17 protein-coding genes and 1 pseudogene are annotated in these 18179 nt (G+C 36.1%); 16 read left to right on the forward strand and 2 right to left on the reverse strand.

The features are described 5' to 3' along the window. The first annotated feature begins 1 nt into the window (after position 1). From era to ACQV2S_RS01685, 9 genes are all read left to right on the forward strand, one after another. Entirely contained in the window at positions 2-904 is a 903-nt protein-coding gene (gene era, locus ACQV2S_RS01645; RefSeq protein WP_428873814.1) for a GTPase Era, read from the forward strand. A 14-nt stretch (positions 905-918) separates the two neighbouring features. Continuing rightward, the gene (gene recO / locus ACQV2S_RS01650; RefSeq protein WP_428874678.1) at positions 919-1698 is read left to right on the forward strand and encodes a DNA repair protein RecO; all 780 of its coding nucleotides are present in this window, start codon (positions 919-921) and stop codon (positions 1696-1698) included. A gap of 235 nt (positions 1699-1933) precedes the next feature. Continuing rightward, on the forward strand, positions 1934-2821 hold the full coding sequence (gene glyQ, locus ACQV2S_RS01655; RefSeq protein WP_428874679.1) for a glycine--tRNA ligase subunit alpha: 888 nt from the start codon (positions 1934-1936) through the stop codon (positions 2819-2821). 10 nt (positions 2822-2831) lie between these two features. After that, the gene (gene glyS / locus ACQV2S_RS01660; protein ID WP_428884922.1) at positions 2832-4883 is read left to right on the forward strand and encodes a glycine--tRNA ligase subunit beta; all 2052 of its coding nucleotides are present in this window, start codon (positions 2832-2834) and stop codon (positions 4881-4883) included. 19 nt (positions 4884-4902) lie between these two features. Then, positions 4903-6207 (forward strand): GTPase ObgE, encoded by a 1305-nt coding sequence (gene obgE / locus ACQV2S_RS01665; protein ID WP_428884923.1) that lies wholly within the window; start codon positions 4903-4905, stop codon positions 6205-6207. An 11-nt stretch (positions 6208-6218) separates the two neighbouring features. Beyond that, positions 6219-8063 carry an acyltransferase family protein gene (locus tag ACQV2S_RS01670; protein WP_428873809.1) on the forward strand — a complete coding sequence of 615 codons (1845 nt, stop codon included), beginning with the start codon at positions 6219-6221 and terminating at the stop codon, positions 8061-8063. Positions 8064-8087: 24 nt separating this feature from the next. Further along, positions 8088-9017, forward strand: a complete 930-nt coding sequence (rnz, locus tag ACQV2S_RS01675; RefSeq protein WP_428873808.1) for a ribonuclease Z — start codon at positions 8088-8090, stop codon at positions 9015-9017. A 29-nt stretch (positions 9018-9046) separates the two neighbouring features. Further along, positions 9047-11365, forward strand: a complete 2319-nt coding sequence (gene recJ / locus ACQV2S_RS01680; protein ID WP_428874682.1) for a single-stranded-DNA-specific exonuclease RecJ — start codon at positions 9047-9049, stop codon at positions 11363-11365. A gap of 1 nt (position 11366) precedes the next feature. Then, the gene (locus ACQV2S_RS01685) at positions 11367-11879 is read left to right on the forward strand and encodes an adenine phosphoribosyltransferase (protein WP_428873806.1); all 513 of its coding nucleotides are present in this window, start codon (positions 11367-11369) and stop codon (positions 11877-11879) included. Positions 11880-11938: 59 nt separating this feature from the next. Here ACQV2S_RS01685 and lexA read toward each other — a convergent pair whose 3' ends face one another. After that, on the reverse strand, positions 11939-12553 hold the full coding sequence (lexA, locus tag ACQV2S_RS01690) for a transcriptional repressor LexA (protein ID WP_428873805.1): 615 nt from the start codon (positions 12551-12553) through the stop codon (positions 11939-11941). An 87-nt stretch (positions 12554-12640) separates the two neighbouring features. Between lexA and ACQV2S_RS01695 the strand changes: the two genes are divergently transcribed. Both ACQV2S_RS01695 and ACQV2S_RS01700 read left to right on the forward strand, forming a co-directional pair. Beyond that, positions 12641-12886 (forward strand): DUF896 domain-containing protein, encoded by a 246-nt coding sequence (locus ACQV2S_RS01695; protein WP_428873804.1) that lies wholly within the window; start codon positions 12641-12643, stop codon positions 12884-12886. 46 nt (positions 12887-12932) lie between these two features. Continuing rightward, entirely contained in the window at positions 12933-13151 is a 219-nt protein-coding gene (locus ACQV2S_RS01700; RefSeq protein WP_428873803.1) for a YneF family protein, read from the forward strand. A gap of 194 nt (positions 13152-13345) precedes the next feature. On the opposite strand, the gene ACQV2S_RS01705 is transcribed toward ACQV2S_RS01700, so the two are convergent. After that, positions 13346-13981 (reverse strand): lysophospholipid acyltransferase family protein, encoded by a 636-nt coding sequence (locus ACQV2S_RS01705; protein ID WP_428874685.1) that lies wholly within the window; start codon positions 13979-13981, stop codon positions 13346-13348. Between the two features lie 110 nt (positions 13982-14091). Between ACQV2S_RS01705 and ACQV2S_RS01710 the strand changes: the two genes are divergently transcribed. The 5 genes and pseudogenes from ACQV2S_RS01710 to ACQV2S_RS01730 all read left to right on the forward strand — a co-directional run bounded on the left by ACQV2S_RS01710 (position 14092) and on the right by ACQV2S_RS01730 (position 18169). Then, positions 14092-14874, forward strand: coding sequence for a glutaminyl-peptide cyclotransferase (locus ACQV2S_RS01710; RefSeq protein WP_428874686.1), 783 nt, complete (start codon positions 14092-14094; stop codon positions 14872-14874). Between the two features lie 18 nt (positions 14875-14892). Next, the gene (tgt, locus tag ACQV2S_RS01715; protein WP_428873800.1) at positions 14893-16032 is read left to right on the forward strand and encodes a tRNA guanosine(34) transglycosylase Tgt; all 1140 of its coding nucleotides are present in this window, start codon (positions 14893-14895) and stop codon (positions 16030-16032) included. A gap of 58 nt (positions 16033-16090) precedes the next feature. Beyond that, a complete protein-coding gene (gene yajC, locus ACQV2S_RS01720) occupies positions 16091-16438 on the forward strand; it encodes a preprotein translocase subunit YajC (protein ID WP_428873799.1) in 348 nt (115 codons plus the stop codon). Between the two features lie 134 nt (positions 16439-16572). Beyond that, the gene (gene dinB / locus ACQV2S_RS01725; protein ID WP_428873798.1) at positions 16573-17691 is read left to right on the forward strand and encodes a DNA polymerase IV; all 1119 of its coding nucleotides are present in this window, start codon (positions 16573-16575) and stop codon (positions 17689-17691) included. A 40-nt stretch (positions 17692-17731) separates the two neighbouring features. Beyond that, positions 17732-18169 (forward strand): annotated as a pseudogene (locus tag ACQV2S_RS01730) (hypothetical protein). The last annotated feature ends 10 nt before the right edge of the window (positions 18170-18179 follow it).

An 18179-nucleotide genomic window follows, 5' to 3' on the forward strand; every position in this document is an offset into this window, starting at 1 on the left:
AATGAAAAAAGATTTTAAATCGGGTTTTGTAGCTATTCTTGGCCGTCCCAATGTTGGGAAATCAACTTTATTAAATCAAATTATTGGCCAAAAAATAGCGATTATGTCTGATAAAGCCCAAACAACCCGCAATAAAATTCAGGGTGTCTATACCCGTGAAGACTCACAAATCATTTTTATTGATACCCCCGGAATCCATAAACCCAAGCATGCTTTAGGAGACTTCATGATAAAAACAGCCTATTCCTCTTTGAGTGGGGTGGATGCAGTGATTATGGTAGTCAATGCGACAGAAAAAATAGGACCTGGCGATCAATTTATTATCAATCGTTTAAAAGATGTCCAGCAACCAGTCTTTTTAGTTATTAATAAAGTAGATCTGATTGAAAAAAATTTGCTTTTTGATATTATCACTAAATATCAAGATGCTTATGATTTTGATCAGATTATCCCTTTATCTGCACTTACAGGTGAAAATGTCGAAGCTTTATTAGACCAACTGACACTCAGCTTGCCAGATGGCCCCCAATATTACCCGGCTGACCAGGTAATGGATCATCCTGAGTATTTCCTCGTTGCGGAGTTAATTCGTGAAAAGATTTTAATGTTAACACGCGAAGAAATTCCTCATTCAGTAGCCGTCCAAGTCCAATCCATGCAAAAAAATGCTGATGACAAGGTAGAAGTACTAGCTACAATAATCGTGGAACGCAAAAGCCAAAAGGGAATAATTATTGGTGCTCAAGGATCAATGATTAAAAAGATAGGTCATCTGGCACGACGTGATATTGAAAAGCTTTTAGCAACCAAAGTCTATTTAGACTTATGGGTCAAGGTGCAAAAAGATTGGCGGGATCGTCAAAGTAATTTAAATGAATTGGGCTATCAGAGTGAGAATTATTAATAAGGAGAGTGCCAATGAACGAAAAATTTACCGGAATTGTTTTGTTTATTCGGCCGTACCGCGAAAAAGATAGTTTAGTTAAAATTTTTACACGTGAATTTGGTACTAAAATGTTTTTTGTAAGAGGTTTACAGTCACTCAATCATCCCCTTAAAAAGCATTTAATCCCATTGACAGAACATCAATATTGGGGAACTATTAACCAACAGGGTTTGTCCTTTTTGAAAGAAGGTCAAACCCTTAACCTCTTTCGATCCATTCAATCTGATCCCTTTAAGCAAGCGCATGCTGCTTATATAAGTCAACTAGTGGATGCCAGTGTGGATGATAATAGCAAAGATCAACAGCTATTTGATTTTTTCCAAGCTACTCTAAGCAGTCTCAATGAGCGTGAAGATGCCCGGCCTATTCAATTACTTTTGCAACTTAAACTTTTGCAACGCTTCGGGCTTCAATTAAATATGAAAAATTGTGTAGTCTGCGGATCGAGCCAGAGGATTGAGGACTTTTCGATGGTCCATTTGGGTGTTTTGTGTCATAACCATTTAGATAAAGATCCCAACCGAATGCATCTTAGTTCTAAGCAAGTCAAAATTTTACAACTCTTTAATGAAATTAAACTGAATCAATTAGGACAAGTCTCAATTTCAGACCTTTCTTACAAAAAAATTGATGAATTGATCTTCACCATCTACCATGAACAAGTAGGGATTAAATTAAAAGGAGAATCTTATCTCAATCAATTATATAAAGTAGCCGACCAATTGAAAATCAGTAAAAATCAAGGAAGATAATTGACAAAAAGCTTTATAATTAGTAGAATTTTAACAAGCCAAAGCAATTAAAAGAAGATAGTAAAGCGACTCTAGGCAGGTGAAAGCTAGAGCAAATCGAATGGTCCTTTGGGTTAACAAATGAATTTTAAGAGTGCTAGTCTAACTAGAATTAGGGTGGAACCGCGAATTTATTTCGTCCCTATGACCTCCAAAGGGGTCATAGGGACTTTTATTTTAAGAAAGAGGTGTCAAAATGGCAGTTGAATCGTTACAAGATATGATTTTAACCTTGCAAAATTTTTGGTCAAAGAAAGGATGTTTGATCCTTCAATCCTATGATACTGAAAAAGGAGCCGGAACCATGAGCCCCTATACCTTTTTAAGGGCTAATGGACCAGAACCTTGGAATGCCGCTTATGTCGAACCGTCAAGACGACCTGCTGATGGAAGATACGGTGAAAATCCTAACCGCTTATACCAACACCATCAGTTTCAAGTGGTTATGAAGCCTTCTCCTCTTGCTATACAAGAATATTACCTGGATTCATTGATTGAATTAGGCATTGATCCCCTAGAGCATGATATACGGTTTGTAGAAGATAATTGGGAAAACCCTTCCTTGGGTTGTGCGGGACTGGGATGGGAAGTTTGGATTGATGGTATGGAAGTGACTCAATTTACCTACTTCCAACAAGTGGGGGGATTAAAGTGTGATCCGGTAATGTCAGAGATTACTTATGGCTTGGAGCGTCTTGCTATGTATATTTTTGATGTGGAAAATGTTTATGATTTAGAGTGGGCCAAAGGCGTGAAGTATGGCGAAATCTTTTTCCAACAAGAATATGAGCAGTCTAAATATTCTTTTGAATTAGCTGATACTGACTTATTAATGAAGCAGTATGAAGCTTATGAAAAAGAAGCCAACCGTTTACTTGAGGAAAACTTAGTTCATCCAGCCTATGATTATATTTTAAAGACCAGTCATACCTTCAACTTAATGGATGCTAGAGGGATGATTTCGGCATCAGATCGCCCTGCTTATTTAGGACGTGTTCGTAAATTAGCTCGCGGTATTGCTAAGACCTTCGTACAAGAAAGAGAAAAACTTGGATTTCCATTATTAAAAGAAAATAAGAACTAGGAGGATTGCTATGAGAGATTATTTATTAGAAGTAGGAATGGAAGAAATTCCAGCTAGATTTTTATTGAAATTGCGTGATCAATTAGCCGAAAAACTTGCAGCATTTCTTGCAGAAGAAAGAATCAGCTTTCAATCCATTGAAACTTACGCAACTCCTAGAAGATTAGCTCTAAGAGTAGAAGGTTTATCTGATCAGCAATCAGCTTTAGAAGAAGAAGTAAGAGGACCGTCCGTAAAAGTTGGACAAGATAACGAAGGGAATCTGACGAAAGCTGCATTGGGCTTCTTAAAAGGTCAAGCCTGTCAAAAGGAAGACTTATTTGTTAAAGAAGTTAAAGGAACTGACTACTTCTTTGTGAATAAGGTGGCTGAGCAGAAGAAAGTAGAAGAAGTGTTAAAAGCTATCCCAACTGTTCTTGCCAGTATGCATTTCCCAGTTACCATGCGGTGGTCAGATTTAAATTTAGAATATATTCGTCCGATTCATTGGATACTTTCATTACTAGAAGATCAGGTGATTAACTTTGAATTTGCTGGTATTCAGGCGAATAATTTTTCACATGGTCATCGTTTTCTAACTAAAAATGACAAAGTTATAATTAAAAATAGTCGTGACTATGAAAACGCACTAGAAAAGATGTATGTGATTGCCAGTTTTGAAAAACGACAAGAGAAGATTTACCAGCAAATTCAAGCGATTGAAGATGAAAGGGGCTGGGTTATACCGGAAAATGATGAATTACTAGAAGAGGTAACAGCCATTGTCGAGTGGCCAACTGCTTTTTACGGCAGTTTTGAGGAAAAATATTTAGAAATTCCCCAAGAAATGGTCATCACAGCAATGCGTGATCATCAACGTTATTTTTATGTTTTAGATCCTAAAAGCAAAGAATTGTTGCCTTATTTTATTTCAGTACGAAATGGTAATGATCAGCATATTGATCAAGTCATTAAAGGTAATCAAAAGGTATTAAGAGCTCGTTTAGCAGATGGTTTATTCTTTTACCAAGAAGATTTAAAATTATCTTTAAAAGAAGACTTAGCTAAATTATCAAGCTTGAAAGAGCATTTTAAGTTAGGTACTTATAGTCAAAAACAAGAACGTGTTAAACACTTGCTTGAAGAATTGATGGATTTTATCGATTTATCTGCTCAAGATCAAAAGACCATTTTGCGTGCTAGTGAGATTTACAAGTTTGATCTTGTGACTCAAGCGGTAAATGAGTTTGCCGAATTACAAGGTGTCATTGGTGGGATTTATGCCAAACATTATGGTGAAGAAGATAGTGTAGCGCAAGCAATTGCTCAGCAATACCTACCAACTTCGGCTGGAGGGAAATTACCTGATAAACCTGCGGCTGCCGCCTTATCGATTGCAGATAAATTAGACAGTCTAATTGCTTACTTCAAAGCGGATATGATACCAACAGGGTCTAATGATCCTTATGCATTAAGAAGACAAGCCATGGGATTAATTGACATTCTTTTAGACCAATCTTGGAATATCGATTTAAAGAGCTTGTTAGTGAAGATTAACCATGAAGATGCTGATTCAGCAGCCGATTACTTAAATGATTTGCTTAGTTTTATAGAAGCTCGGATTCAAGTTAGATTAGGTAATCTAGGAATGGATTACGATATTATTCAAGCAGCACTCGCACAAAAACAACTAAATCCTGTAAAAATAAAAGAAACGGCTAAAAGTTTACAAGACTTCAAAGCTGCCAAACCGGTTGAGTTTTCAAAAATGATTGAAAACTTGGCACGAGTAGTTAATTTAGGTGAAAAGGTTAGCGAGCAAGTTAAAATCACTGATAACCTAGCTGAAAGTCAACTAGAAAAGGACTTAATTGAAAAGATAGTGGCAATAGAGGACTTACAAGACACCTCAAGATTAATGGAATATTTTGAAAGCATTAGTCCAATGATTGCTTCATATTTAGAACTACATATGGTTAACGCTGACCAAGAAGCTCTTCGCCATAATCGCTATCAAATGATGTACCAATTAACACAAACAATTCTCAGTCTCATGGATCCTAGAAAAGTGGTCCATAAATAAGAGTAAAGGAGCGATAATAATGTCTACCTTTTTAGATCGCGCAAAAGTGAAGGTAATTGCTGGTAAAGGTGGCGACGGAATGGTCGCTTTCCTAAGAGAAAAATATCGACCAGATGGTGGACCTGCAGGAGGAGATGGCGGCCGCGGTGGCGATGTCATTTTTCGAGTGGATGAAGGCCTTCATACTTTGATGGATTTTAGATACAATCGTCAATTCAAAGCGCATAACGGGGAAAATGGAATGAGTAAGAGTAAATATGGAGCGAATGCAGAAGACCTTTATGTAAAAGTTCCACCAGGAACCTCTGTTTATGACGAAGCAAGCGGTAGACTCATTGCCGATTTAGTGGACCATGGACAAGAAGTAATTGTTGCTAAAGGAGGGAGAGGGGGGCGTGGAAACATACGCTTTGCCACGCATAAAAACCCTGCTCCTTCAATTGCTGAAAATGGAGAACCAGGTCAAGCCTTGGAGTTACAATTGGAACTTAAAGTTCTAGCAGATGTGGGCTTGGTTGGTTATCCAAGCGTGGGCAAATCAACCCTATTGTCCATTATTTCTAATGCTAAACCCAAAGTAGCAGATTATCAATTTACTACCTTAGTACCCAACTTGGGAGTGGTTAAAATTGCTGATGGTCAGGAATTTGTCGTTGCAGACATGCCGGGCCTTATTGATGGTGCTTCTGATGGTGTTGGTTTAGGTATTGATTTCTTACGCCACATTGAAAGAACTAAAACGTTATTACATATTGTGGATATGGCAGCGGTACATGAACGCGATCCCTTTGAAGATTTTTCTTCTATTATGCAAGAGTTAGCTAATTATCATCCTCGTCTTTTAGAAAGACCCATGTTGATTGTGGCTAATAAAATGGATTTAGATCAAGCTAAAGATAATTTAAAAGTATTTGAAGAAAAAATATCTGATTATTATCAGAATTTAAATCTTTCTATTCCAAAAATTTATCAAATTTCAGCTTGCCAAGCCCAGGGAATTGATTCATTGATGCGAGCAACAGCTCAATTAGTTGCCTCCAGTGACTTTATACCCTTGGAGGAAAAAGAAAGTGATCATAAAAATTATACGATCGACGAAAGCCCTGATTTTACTGTTCGTAAACTTGAAGAAGGTTATTGGGAATTAGAAGGTGAAAAGATTATCAAGCTTTATAAAATGACCAATACAGCTCATGATGAAAGTTTACAACGCTTTGCACGTCAACTGCGATCAATGGGTGTCGATCAAGCCTTGAGAGAAGCTGGCGCGAAAAATGGCGATACAGTTTACTTAGAGGATTATCAATTTGAGTTTATTGATTAGGTGGTTTTAATATGCAAAATAAAGTTAAACAAGGGCGTATCCCAATTTTTGACGGTCTTAAGGGAATCGCAATACTGCTAATCATTGCTTATTACTACTTTGAACATATTGTTCCAGGTGGTTTCCTTGCAGTTAATCTATTTCTTTTCATAGCTGGTTTTTTTAACTTTAGACATTTTTATTTAAAAGATATACAAGCTAGAAAAGAGTCCTTTTGGCAATTTATATATAAGCGTTTTGAAAGACTTTTTTTCCCTACTTTATTCGTAGTTTTAACTACGTCTACCTATATTTTACTTTTTAACCGTGATTTTTTATCTAATATTCGGTGGATGGGATTAAGTTCACTCACATTTATTAACAATTATTATCAGATTTTTAATCAACAGTCTTACTTTGTTCAAGCGGCTAATCCAAGTCCCTTTACACATTTGTGGTACGTCTCTTTATATGGACAATTGGTTATTTTAACACCTATTTTAATATTTTTACTTTACAGTTGGCATAAAAAACCTCAAGTAACTATTCGTATGTTATTGATTATTTCAGCCTTATCCGCTTTTTTAATGGGCTATCTTTATAAAGATAACCAAGATCCTACCCGAATTTACTATGACCTTTTAACAAGATTATCTGCTTTTACTCTTGGGGGTTCTTTAGGATTAGCTCTTCCAGTTAATTTATCACCTAAAAAGATTTCATCAAAGAAAATTATGACCATGAATCTTATGGGTTTACTTGCAGTCATTTTTGCTTTCTTCATGATTAAATTCATGTTTGCAACCAAACCTTTTGCTTATCGTTTTGGTTTAACTTTGTTTTCTTTGATTTCTGCTGTAATTGTTGTTTCAAGTATTCATCCAGCAACTATTTGGAACAAAATCTTTCGTTTTAAACTATTTACCTGGATAGGCCAACGATCTTTTTCTTACTATCTATGGTACTATCCTGTCTATCTTTTAATGCCTCAAAACATTAGCTTTATGAATAGGTCTCCATGGTTAAATTATGGTTTTCAGTTGCTTTTGATCATTATTTTAGCTGAAATTACTTACCAATTATTTGAAAAGCGCAGAATTAGTCTTCCAATTGGACAAGACTTTAATTGGCGCAAAATGAAGCATCAATTTGATTATTTAAGCTCTCACCCTCAATCATTAAGAGTAGTGAAATTTATCACAGCGTGTTATATTTTTAATGTCGTGATGGGGGTCATCGCTCTGGCTATTTCTTCACCAGCTAAGGGTGTAGAATCAAGTAAGGAAATTCAAGCCATTATTGAAAACAATATGAATATTGCTGAAGAGTCAAGAAAAACTGAAGAAAGACAAGTAGTTGTTAATAATATCGAAGGCTTAGATCAAGAAGTCTTACTCTATGCTAATGCATTGGAGATAACTTTCATAGGGGATTCAACTTTAGCTGCAGCCACCGAGCGCTTGAATGATGTATTTCCCAAGGCTGTTTTTGATCCGAAAGTCGGTCGACAACTTTATGAATCTTATGATACGGTATATGGTCTCAATCAAACAGGCGGATTAAAGCCTACTGTGGTAACCATGTTAGGCTCTAATGGAACATTTACAGTTGGTCAAATGGATGATTATATTCAAGCAGTCGGTCTAGACCGTGATCAGTATTATGTCAACGTTTTGGTTGATCGCATTTGGACAGATGATGCTAACCGTCAATTGGTAAGAGCGGCTCAAGAATATGGAAATGTTAGAATTATAGACTGGGCGAATTATGCCCGTGGACACGCTGAATGGTTTGCTGAAGATGGCGTTCATCTAAATGATGAGGGATCATTGGAGTTATCCAAATTTATCGCTAAGGAGATATACCGTCAGCGCTAGTCATAGAAAGAGGTTGATGGAAATATGAAATTACATTTTTTAGGCACAGGTGCTGGGATTCCATCCAGACAAAGAAATGTTTCTTCGCTGGCTTTAAAGTTATTAGATGAGTTGAATGAAATCTGGTTATTTGATTGTGGAGAAGCAACCCAGCATCAAATCTTGGAAACAACCATTCGACCTAGAAAAATAACTAAAATTTTTATTACTCATCTTCATGGAGACCATATTTTTGGCTTGCCAGGACTTCTAAGTTCAAGATCTTTTCAAGGTGGAGAAGACTGTTTAGAAGTTTATGGACCTAAGGGGATAAAAGATTTTATTAAGATTTCCTTAAAATATTCAAAATCCAAACTTGCATACAGTTTAAAAATAACAGAGTTGGTAGACCGAGGTGGCGAGTTAATCTTTGATAATGGCTGGAAGGTTAATTATTTACCTTTAGAACATGGGATTCTTTCTTTTGGCTACCGAGTAGAAGAACCAGATTTACCTGGTCAACTTTTAGTTGAAGAGTTGAAAAAATTTGAGATACCTAATGGTCCAATTTATGGTCAACTCAAACGCGGAGAACGTGTTCAATTAGAAGATGGCAGATGGATAGATGGCCAGAATTTTCTTGCTCCGGATCGACCTGGTAGAATCGTTACCATTTTGGGGGATACCCGTTATTGTCAGAATTCTAAAGTCTTAGCCAGAAAAGCGAATGCTTTAGTCCATGAGGCTACTCATGAAGCAGCGGAAGAAAAAATGGCAAGAGCTTATTACCATTCGACCAGTCATCAAGCAGCCCAAGTGGCTAAAGATAGTCAAGTAGAGGCTCTTTATCTCAATCATATTTCAGCTCGCTACTTAGGCAAGGCTCTCAAGCAACTTGAAAAAGAAGCTTGTTCTATTTTTCCTAACAGTCATCTTGTTAATGACTTTGATGAATATGAAATCCCACTTAATTAATGAGTTTATGATGTGTAAGGAGAATAACGATGTTGTCTAAATACCAATGGCAATTGCCAGAAAATTTAAATGGAAATCAAAACTATCAAAAATTATTAATAGCGGGAGAAGACTATTCGCCCGCTTTTTTAGCAATCTGTTTTAATCGTGGTCTTCATGATCTATCGGCAATAAAAAAAGCCACCGAACAAGAGCCAACTTTATATCATGACCCCTTTGCCTTATATCAAATGGATATAGCAGTAAAACGCATCCATTTAGCCATTGAAAAGGGAGAAAAAATTTTGATTTATGGTGATTATGATGCAGATGGAATCACTTCTTCTTTAATTTTAAAAGAGGCTTTAGATGCTTTAGGAGCTGACAGTCGAGTCTATCTACCCAATCGTTTTAAAGATGGCTACGGTCCCAATATCGATCGTTATCAAGAGTTTATTGAAGAAGGGGTTCAATTAATCATCACGGTTGATAATGGAGTGGCAGGTCATGAAGCAATTGAATTTGCTCAAGAAAAGAAGGTCGACGTTATTGTAACTGACCATCACGAGTTACAGGAAACGCTGCCAGCTGCATATGCCATCATACATCCTCGTCACCCTCAGGGAAGTTATCCTTTTGGAGATTTATCTGGAGCAGGTGTCGCATTTAAAGTAGCAACAGCCATCCTTGGTGAAATACCAATAGAAATGTTAGATTTAGCAGCTATTGGTACGGTTGCTGATATGGTCTCTCTCTTAGATGAAAATCGAACAATTGTTATTGGAGGAATCCATCAGTTAGAAGTTACTCAGCGGCCCGGACTACAGCTTCTATTAAACCAACAATTACAGTCAAAAGATGATATATCTGCCGAAACGATTGGTTTTATTATTGGTCCTCGACTCAATGCTGTGGGACGGTTGGGAGATCCTCGACCGGGATTCGATTGGTTGGCAGCTTTTACCGAGCAAGAGGCTAGTCAGTGGCTTGAGTTTATTGAACAGGAAAATTATAAAAGACAGCAATTAGTCACTCAAATTTATCAAGAAGTTACATCAAAATTAGATGTTTTAAAGGAGTTGCCTCGAATTATTTGCCAGACTTCTCCAAATTGGCATCCCGGAGTTTTAGGAATTGTAGCTAGTCGCATTTGTGATAAATACCAGCGCCCATGCCTACTTTTCAACTTTGACAAGAAAAATCATCAGTATAAAGGTTCAGCTAGATCAAAAGAAAACTTTAATCTTTTCAAAAATCTTAGTCAGCTAAAAGGACTATTAAAGCATTTTGGTGGTCATAGCCAAGCGGCTGGTATGACAATTGAAGAAGATAATTGGCAAAAATTTCAGACTGAATTAAGCCAGTTAGCTGATAAACACAAAGATCAAATTTTAGCCAAAACTTCCTTGTCGGTTGATGCTAGACTAAGTTTGACAGATATTAATTTAAAATTAATTGAAGAGATTCAAAAATTAGGACCTTTCGGTATGCATAATCCTAAGCCTATTGTTTTATTTAAGGACTTAAAGATGATTGAAAAAAGAGTAATTGGAGCGAATAAACAACATGTTAAAATGAAATTTAATCAATCAGGCACTGCAAACTCACTAGCTGCCATAGCGTTTAGTATGGCGGATGACTTTGAAGATTGTCAATTGGGTATTCAGTTGGATATGGTTGGAGAACTGTCAATTAACGAATGGAAACAACAAAAAGAATGTCAATTAATTGTCAAAGATTTTAATTTGGAAGGGCAATTGTGGATTGATTACCGAGGGAAAACACATTTTGATAAATTAAAACAGCTGTCTGAGGTGGTTTATTGTTTTCAAGATAAAAAAAATGCGGCACTCTTTTCTGAACAGTTGAAAAACGACTATCAATTGATTAATTATGAAGCATTACCCATTAATTTTAAATATGAAAATCTAGTGTTGATTGAGCCCCCCCAAAATCTTAATAAACTAAAAAAACTTTTAAAGAGTCACGGATGGGAAAAAATTTATTTAGCCAGTGTTGTTGTAGAATCCAGATATTTAGCAGGCTTGCCCCAGCGTCAAGACTTTGCAAAATTGTTCCAACTGCTTAAGCAAGAAGGTAGTCTTCAACTAAAAGATTTACAAGTTCTTTCTAGCTATTTATCAATTCCATTAATAAAAATAAAAACAATGATTGTGGTGTTTTTTGAGGCGGGTTTTGTTACAATAAAAGATGGACTTGTAATCATGAACCAGCTTAAGCAAGCCAACAAACTTGATTTAATGGAGTTGCCTGCCATGAGCAAGTATCAAGAAGCCATGGAAGCAGAAAAATTATTGAATTTTCAAACACTTGATCAAGTGAAAAGCTGGATAAATAAGGAGACTTAAAATGGATTATACAAACTATATCGCTCGTGTTGATAATTACCCAGAAGAAGGTATTATTTTCCGTGATATCACACCTCTCATGGGAAATGGTCCCGCTTTTGAAGCAGCGACTCAAGAGATAGTAGACTATGCTAGAGAATTAAAGGTGGACATGGTCGTAGGGCCTGAAGCGCGTGGTTTTATTATTGGATGCCCAGTTGCTTATGCGCTTGGAGTGGGCTTTGCCCCTGTCCGTAAAAAAGGTAAACTTCCTAGAGAAACAATTGAAGTAGACTATAGTTTAGAATACGGATCAAATGTCTTACAAATCCACAAAGATGCTATTCAACCGGGCCAAAGAGTCTTAATAACCGATGATTTATTAGCAACAGGTGGAACCATTCAAGCAACTATCCAATTAGTGGAAAATCTTGGAGGAATTGTCGCAGGGTGTGCTTTTCTTATTGAGTTAGATGACTTAAAAGGAAAAGAGAAGTTGGGAGATCACAAGTATTTCACACTAATGCACTATTAGAAATAAAAAGAGCCTAACCAGTTTTAATCTCTGGTTAGGCTAATCTTTAATTGAGTTGATTAGAAATAGCGATTAAGACTAACTACTTTGCCTAAAATTGAAACGTCGGGCAAGATAATATCGTCCATGGTATCATTTTCAGGGCGAAGTACGATATGATCTTTTTTCTTATAAAAAGTTTTACATGTTGCTTCATTATCTTCAGTCATAGCAACAACGACTTCACCATTATTGGCAGTTGCTTGTCTGCGGACGGTGATGATATCGCCATCCAAAATGCCAATATTAACCATGGATTCACCTTTAATGATCAGCATAAATAATTCGCTTGAATCATATTGAAGATCGGTAGGCTTAGGATAATATTCCATAGCTTCTTCTTCAGCAAGAATCGGAGCACCTGCGGCAACATAGCCGAGTAAAGGTACTTTATCGGATTTGATGCCCAATTTTTTAATTCCCAAGGCCGTTATTTCAATCGTCCTTGTTTTACTGGCAGATCTTTCAATCAGTCCACTTTCTTCTAATCGGTCAAGATGACCGTGGACAGTGGATGGAGAAGAAAGTCCAACACGCGCTCCAATTTCGCGAACAGTGGGTGGATAACCATTTTCATTGAGTAATTCATAAATAGATTGTAGCACGTTTAATTGCTTGGTCGTTATCTTAATCATTTCACTCACTCTTTCTATAGGATAATTTAATTGTAGCAGAAGTAGAATTATAAATCAAACAAATGTTCGTAGCAAAGGAGGAACGCTATGCTTTCATCTTCAAAACTAGCAAGAATTAATGAGTTAGCTAAACTTCAAAAAACTAAAGGCCTTACGGATTCAGAAAAAGAAGAACAGAATCAATTAAGACAAGAGTACTTAAAAGTCTTCAGACAGCACATGGTAAGACAGGTTGAGGGAGTTAAAATTGTCGATTCAGATGGAAATGATTTAACACCTGAAAAAGTTAAAAGAATTCAAAAAGCTAAAGGAATGCATAATCGTAAAGATTAATAGGTTAGAGTATTTAATCGGTTAAATTTTTAAAAGGAGAGATGGTATGTCAACATTTTCATGGGTTTTAATTGTTATTTTAGCATTGGTAGCAGGAGCAGTGTTAGGTTTCTTTATTGCTCGGAAGTATATGATGAATTATTTTAAAGAAAATCCACCTATTGATGAGCGCATGATTACGACTATGATGGCGCAAATGGGGCAAAAGCCTTCCAAGAAAAAAGTTCAGCAAATCATGCAGTCTATGAAGATGCAATCGAAATAGCTTTGTTTGAAAATATGTTTTTTCTTTCACAATTTTTGTTACTGTTTTCTGTCCTTAAGGAGCAGAAAAGGCGCAGAAAATTAGGTTTTCTTTAATCAAGTATACAATAAATTATTTTTAAGATTAAAAACCTCCTCCCTAGAGCAGCTTAACGACAGCTTCAAGGGTAGGAGTTTTTTTATAAAGCGTAATAATTATTTCTTTTTAGCAGGAACATAGCTAAAGCTTGGGTCTAATTGATGATCCAAATTATCAAAAGCCTTGGCCAATTCCTGGTCTATTTTAGCTAGTTGATCTTTATTATAATCTAATTCAGGATTATATTTAATGGCAGGTCCAAAAGCTATTTTAGCTCCTTGTCTCTTAAAGAATGATTTAAAGTCTAAAGGTGGTTGAATAGCAATTGGGATGATGTCTTTTTTTGAAAGACGTTGAATGAAAGCAGTTCCACCTTTAATTTCAGTTGTGTACCGACTACCAGAAGGAAAGATACCTAAATTCAAATTTTTTTCAGTTAATTGTTTGACGGCTATTTTGATCGTTTTAGGACTAGGTTTTTCTCGATTAACTGGAAAAACATGTGCCTTTCGTAAAATGCTAGCTAACAAAGAATTATGAAAAATTGATTCTTTTGACATAAAAGAAATTTCAAGTGGATAAAGTGCAATGGCCAAGTATAATGGATCCCAAAAAGAGCGGTGAGTGGCTGCTAGAATAAAAGTTGATTGATTGGGATCGGGAATGTTTTCTTTGCCAATTATATAGGATTTCCCATTAAAAAGACGAAAGAGACAGCGTAAAATGGCTACGGCAAACTGATAAAAAGTCATATTCAATTTCCTTTCAGTTACAATGTTTGTTATTATTTTACCAAGATTCAATCAAGATTCAAGTCAGCATATTCTTAAGGATTTATCAAGTTTTTTTATAGGAGGAATGAATGATGTTTAAAATATTGAATTTCACTATTTTATTGTTAGTTAGTCTTACTTTTACAAGAAACGTTATAGCTAATGGTAGCTTAGGAGGGGTCTATTTAATTGAGACATACCCTATCAAGGAAAATTTATTTATACAAGGATTTGAGCTTGATCAAGAGGCCCAACTCTTAATCGGCACAGGTTTATACGGAGAATCAGCTTGGGGTTATTTTAATTGGGAAAAAGGCTTGTTAGACCGCTCCATTGGATTAGATAACCAATACTTTGGAGAAGGGATTTCTTTGCGTGACAATGAACTTTGGCAGTTAACTTGGAAAGAGGGCAAAGTTTTCAAATGGGATGTAAAGACCAAAGAACTAGTCAACACTTATGAAATAAAAGGTGAAGGATGGGGATTAGCTTATAATGAGGAAAAAGATCTGTTCTACTTGTCTGATGGGTCATCAACTATCTATACTTATAATCCTGACAACTTTAAATTAGTTGATCAAGTGGAAGTGAATTTAGAAGGAGAGCCATTAGATCAGTTAAATGAGTTGGAATATGCCAATGATGCAATTTACGCTAATATTTGGTATGATAATCGCATTGTTAAAATTGATCCTCAAAGTGGTCAAATACTTAAAACATATGATTTGACTCCTATGCTCGATCAGTTGGATCTTACAGCAGAACAAAGAGAAACAATGGATGTCTTAAATGGGATTGCTCATATTGAAGCGGATCAATTTTATTTAACTGGAAAAAATTATCCATTAATTTTTAAAGTGGAATTGAAATAATAGAAAGGAAGGTAAATAGTGGCTGCTATAACTTATGAATTAATCAAAGAAGAAAAACATACGGGAGCTCGATTAGGGATACTTCATACTCCACATGGCTCATTTGAAACCCCCATGTATATGCCGGTAGGAACATTAGCTACCGTCAAATCATTATCACCTGAAGAGTTAAAAGATATGGGAGCGGGTGTGATATTAAGTAATACCTATCATTTATGGTTAAGGCCTGGTGAAGAGATTATTGAGCAAGCAGGCGGGCTTCACAAGTTTATGAACTGGGATCAAGGGATTCTAACCGATTCAGGAGGGTTTCAAGTCTTTTCTCTGAGTGAGATTCGTGATATAGAAGAAGAAGGCGTTCATTTTCGTAATCATATTTCAGGAGAAAAATTATTCTTATCTCCTGAGAAAGCCATTCAAATTCAGAATGCTTTGGGATCAGATATTATCATGTCCTTTGATGAATGCCCAGATTATCATCAGCCTTATGATTACGTTAAAAAGTCGATTGCTAGAACTAGTCGTTGGGCAGAAAGAGGATTAAAAGCACATCAAAATCCTGAAAAACAAGCACTCTTTGGCATTTGCCAAGGGGCAGGTTATAAAGACTTGCGCTTACAACACGCTAAAGACATGATTGCTTTAGATTTCCCAGGCTATTCCATTGGCGGCTTATCAGTGGGCGAGACTAAAGAGGAAATGAATGAAGTCCTAGATTACTTAATGCCAGTTTTTCCTAAAAACAAACCACGCTATTTAATGGGGGTTGGTTCTCCTGATGCCTTAATTGATGGTTCCATTCGTGGTGTGGATATGTTTGATTGTGTCTTAGCTACTCGCATTGCTCGAAACGGTAGCTGCATGACTTCGCAAGGAAGATTAGTGGTGAAAAACGCTAAATATGCACGTGATTATAGCCCCATTGATCCTAAATGTGACTGTTATACCTGTCGTAATTATAGTCGCGCTTATATTCGCCATTTAATGAAGAGTCAAGAAACCTTTGGGTTACGTTTAACTTCGATACATAATACCCATTTCTTATTGCAATTGATGCGTGATGTTCGTCAAGCCATTCGAGAAGATAATTTATTAGAGTTTCGTCAAGCTTTTCGTGAAGAATATGGTTATAACAAACCAAATGCTCCAGAATTTTAATGGAGAAAGTCTTAAAAAACTGTTATAATATAAGAGATATTTAGAGGAGGAATTTTTAATGGGAAATAGTTATTTTGCTTTTTTACCAATGCTTATTATGTTCGCTTTATTTTACTTTATGTTGATTCGTCCCCAAAAAAAAGCGGCCGATGCAAAGCGCCAAATGATTGAGGCAATGCAAGCAGGTGATGGAGTAGTTACAATTGGGGGATTGCATGGAATAGTAGATGAAGTAAAACAGCAAGAAGGCCTTGTTGTAATTGACTGTGAAGGTATATATTTAACCTTTGAAATCAGTGCGGTAGCAAATGTTCTTAAGAGTGCGGGTACAAATGATGAAACCGTCTACTCTTCTGAAAATAAAACCACTGTTGAAGGGAAGTTAGAAACGGATGCTAATGTGTAAGTCTTAGCATCTTAAATGAATAATTGAAACATTTATTAGTAGGTAATTATTACTTATTAATAAATGTTTTTTCACTTATTCTATCTAGCTTTATAGTATTATTATTAGGATATGAAGCCTTTAGGAGGCTAAATATGAGATATGGCTTACTTACTTTCGATGATCCTAAACCGGATACAAGTCGCAAAATATTACATGTGGATATGGATGCCTTTTATGCTTCCATTGAAATTCGTGATAATCCGTCCTTAAGCAATCAACCTGTAGTTATTGCTAAACATCCAAAATTAACTAATGGACGGGGGATTGTGACCACTTGTAATTACATAGCGCGTCAATACGGTATTCATTCTGCAATGTCTTCTTTGGAAGCTTATAAGCGCTGTCCTCAAGCTGTTTTTATCAAAGGCAATATGGCTTATTACCGCTCGGTTTCGCAAGAAATTCGCAAAATTTTTTATCAATACACTGACCAAGTGGAGCCTCTATCCTTAGATGAAGCCTATTTGGATGTATCGAAAAATCATATAAAGGAAGAATCAGCTTTAAAAATCGCTCGTCTTATCCAGGCTCAAATTTATGAAGAAATTCATCTAAGTTGTTCAGTAGGAGTTTCTTATAATAAATTTATTGCTAAACTGGCTTCAGATTTTCATAAACCGAATGGTATTACCTTGGTTTCTCCGGATGAAGCCATACCTTTTCTTCATGCGCTCCCAATTAAAGATTTCTATGGGGTAGGCGCTAAGTCTTTAAGTATTTTTGAAAGCCATAACATTAAAACTGGCTCAGACCTAGCAAAGTTTTCACTCGAAGAATTAATTGCTAAATTTGGAAAAATGGGACACTCACTTTATTTTAAGGTTCGAGGTATTCACAATGTGCCTGTCAGTCAAAATCGGCAAAGAAAATCGATGGGAACTGAACAAACCTTTCAAACTTTCCTTTTAGATGAGGAGGTTATTAAGGAAAAAGTACGCCAACTAGTAGTGAAAATATCGCAAGATCTAAATGCTAAAGATTTATATTGTCAAACGCTCACTCTTAAGATACGTTACAGTAATTTTGAAACAGTGACCAGGCAAGACAGCTTTGCCTATCCAACTAATGATCGTTATCAATTAATGAATAAAGCTATAGAATTGTGGGAAGATCACGGTGAGGCAAATAGAGAGATTCGTTTATTAGGAATATCAGTATCCAAGTTATTAGACCCTCAAAGTGAACCCTTACCCATTCAATTAGATATTTAATAGAAGGATATAAAATGGAAGGGTTTCTTCAACTGAACCCATCTTTCAGTCGGGTATAGTCGGCATAGGAACATGTTTATGTACTGTATTTGCTGCATCTTTTGTTTTTTAGTAAAGAAAGTAGACAATAAATTACTAGCCATGATGCAGGGATTAGCAGGTGAAATTATGGTGGCAGCTTCTTTCTGGTTACTTTTAGCTCCTGCTTTAGAATAACTTGCCAGTGTTGGTTTTAAAATTCCTGAACGGTTTCCAGCAGCAGTTGGCTTTTTAGTTGGTGGTGTCTTCTTACGCTTAATGGATCAGTTTGTTCCGCACTTGCATTATGCTGAAGACTATGATTTTCGTTCGAGTGGAAGAATTAATTCCAGAATCACAAACAGAAGGCAATACAGACTTAGCAACCATGAGTTTTATGGTAGGTTTTGTTATTAAGATGGTTTTAGATGTGGCTTTAAGATATATTATTAATAAATAAGATTTTGAGG

The sequence above is a fragment of the Facklamia sp. P13064 genome (genome assembly GCF_050409425.1).
GTDB lineage: Bacteria > Bacillota > Bacilli > Lactobacillales > Aerococcaceae > Facklamia.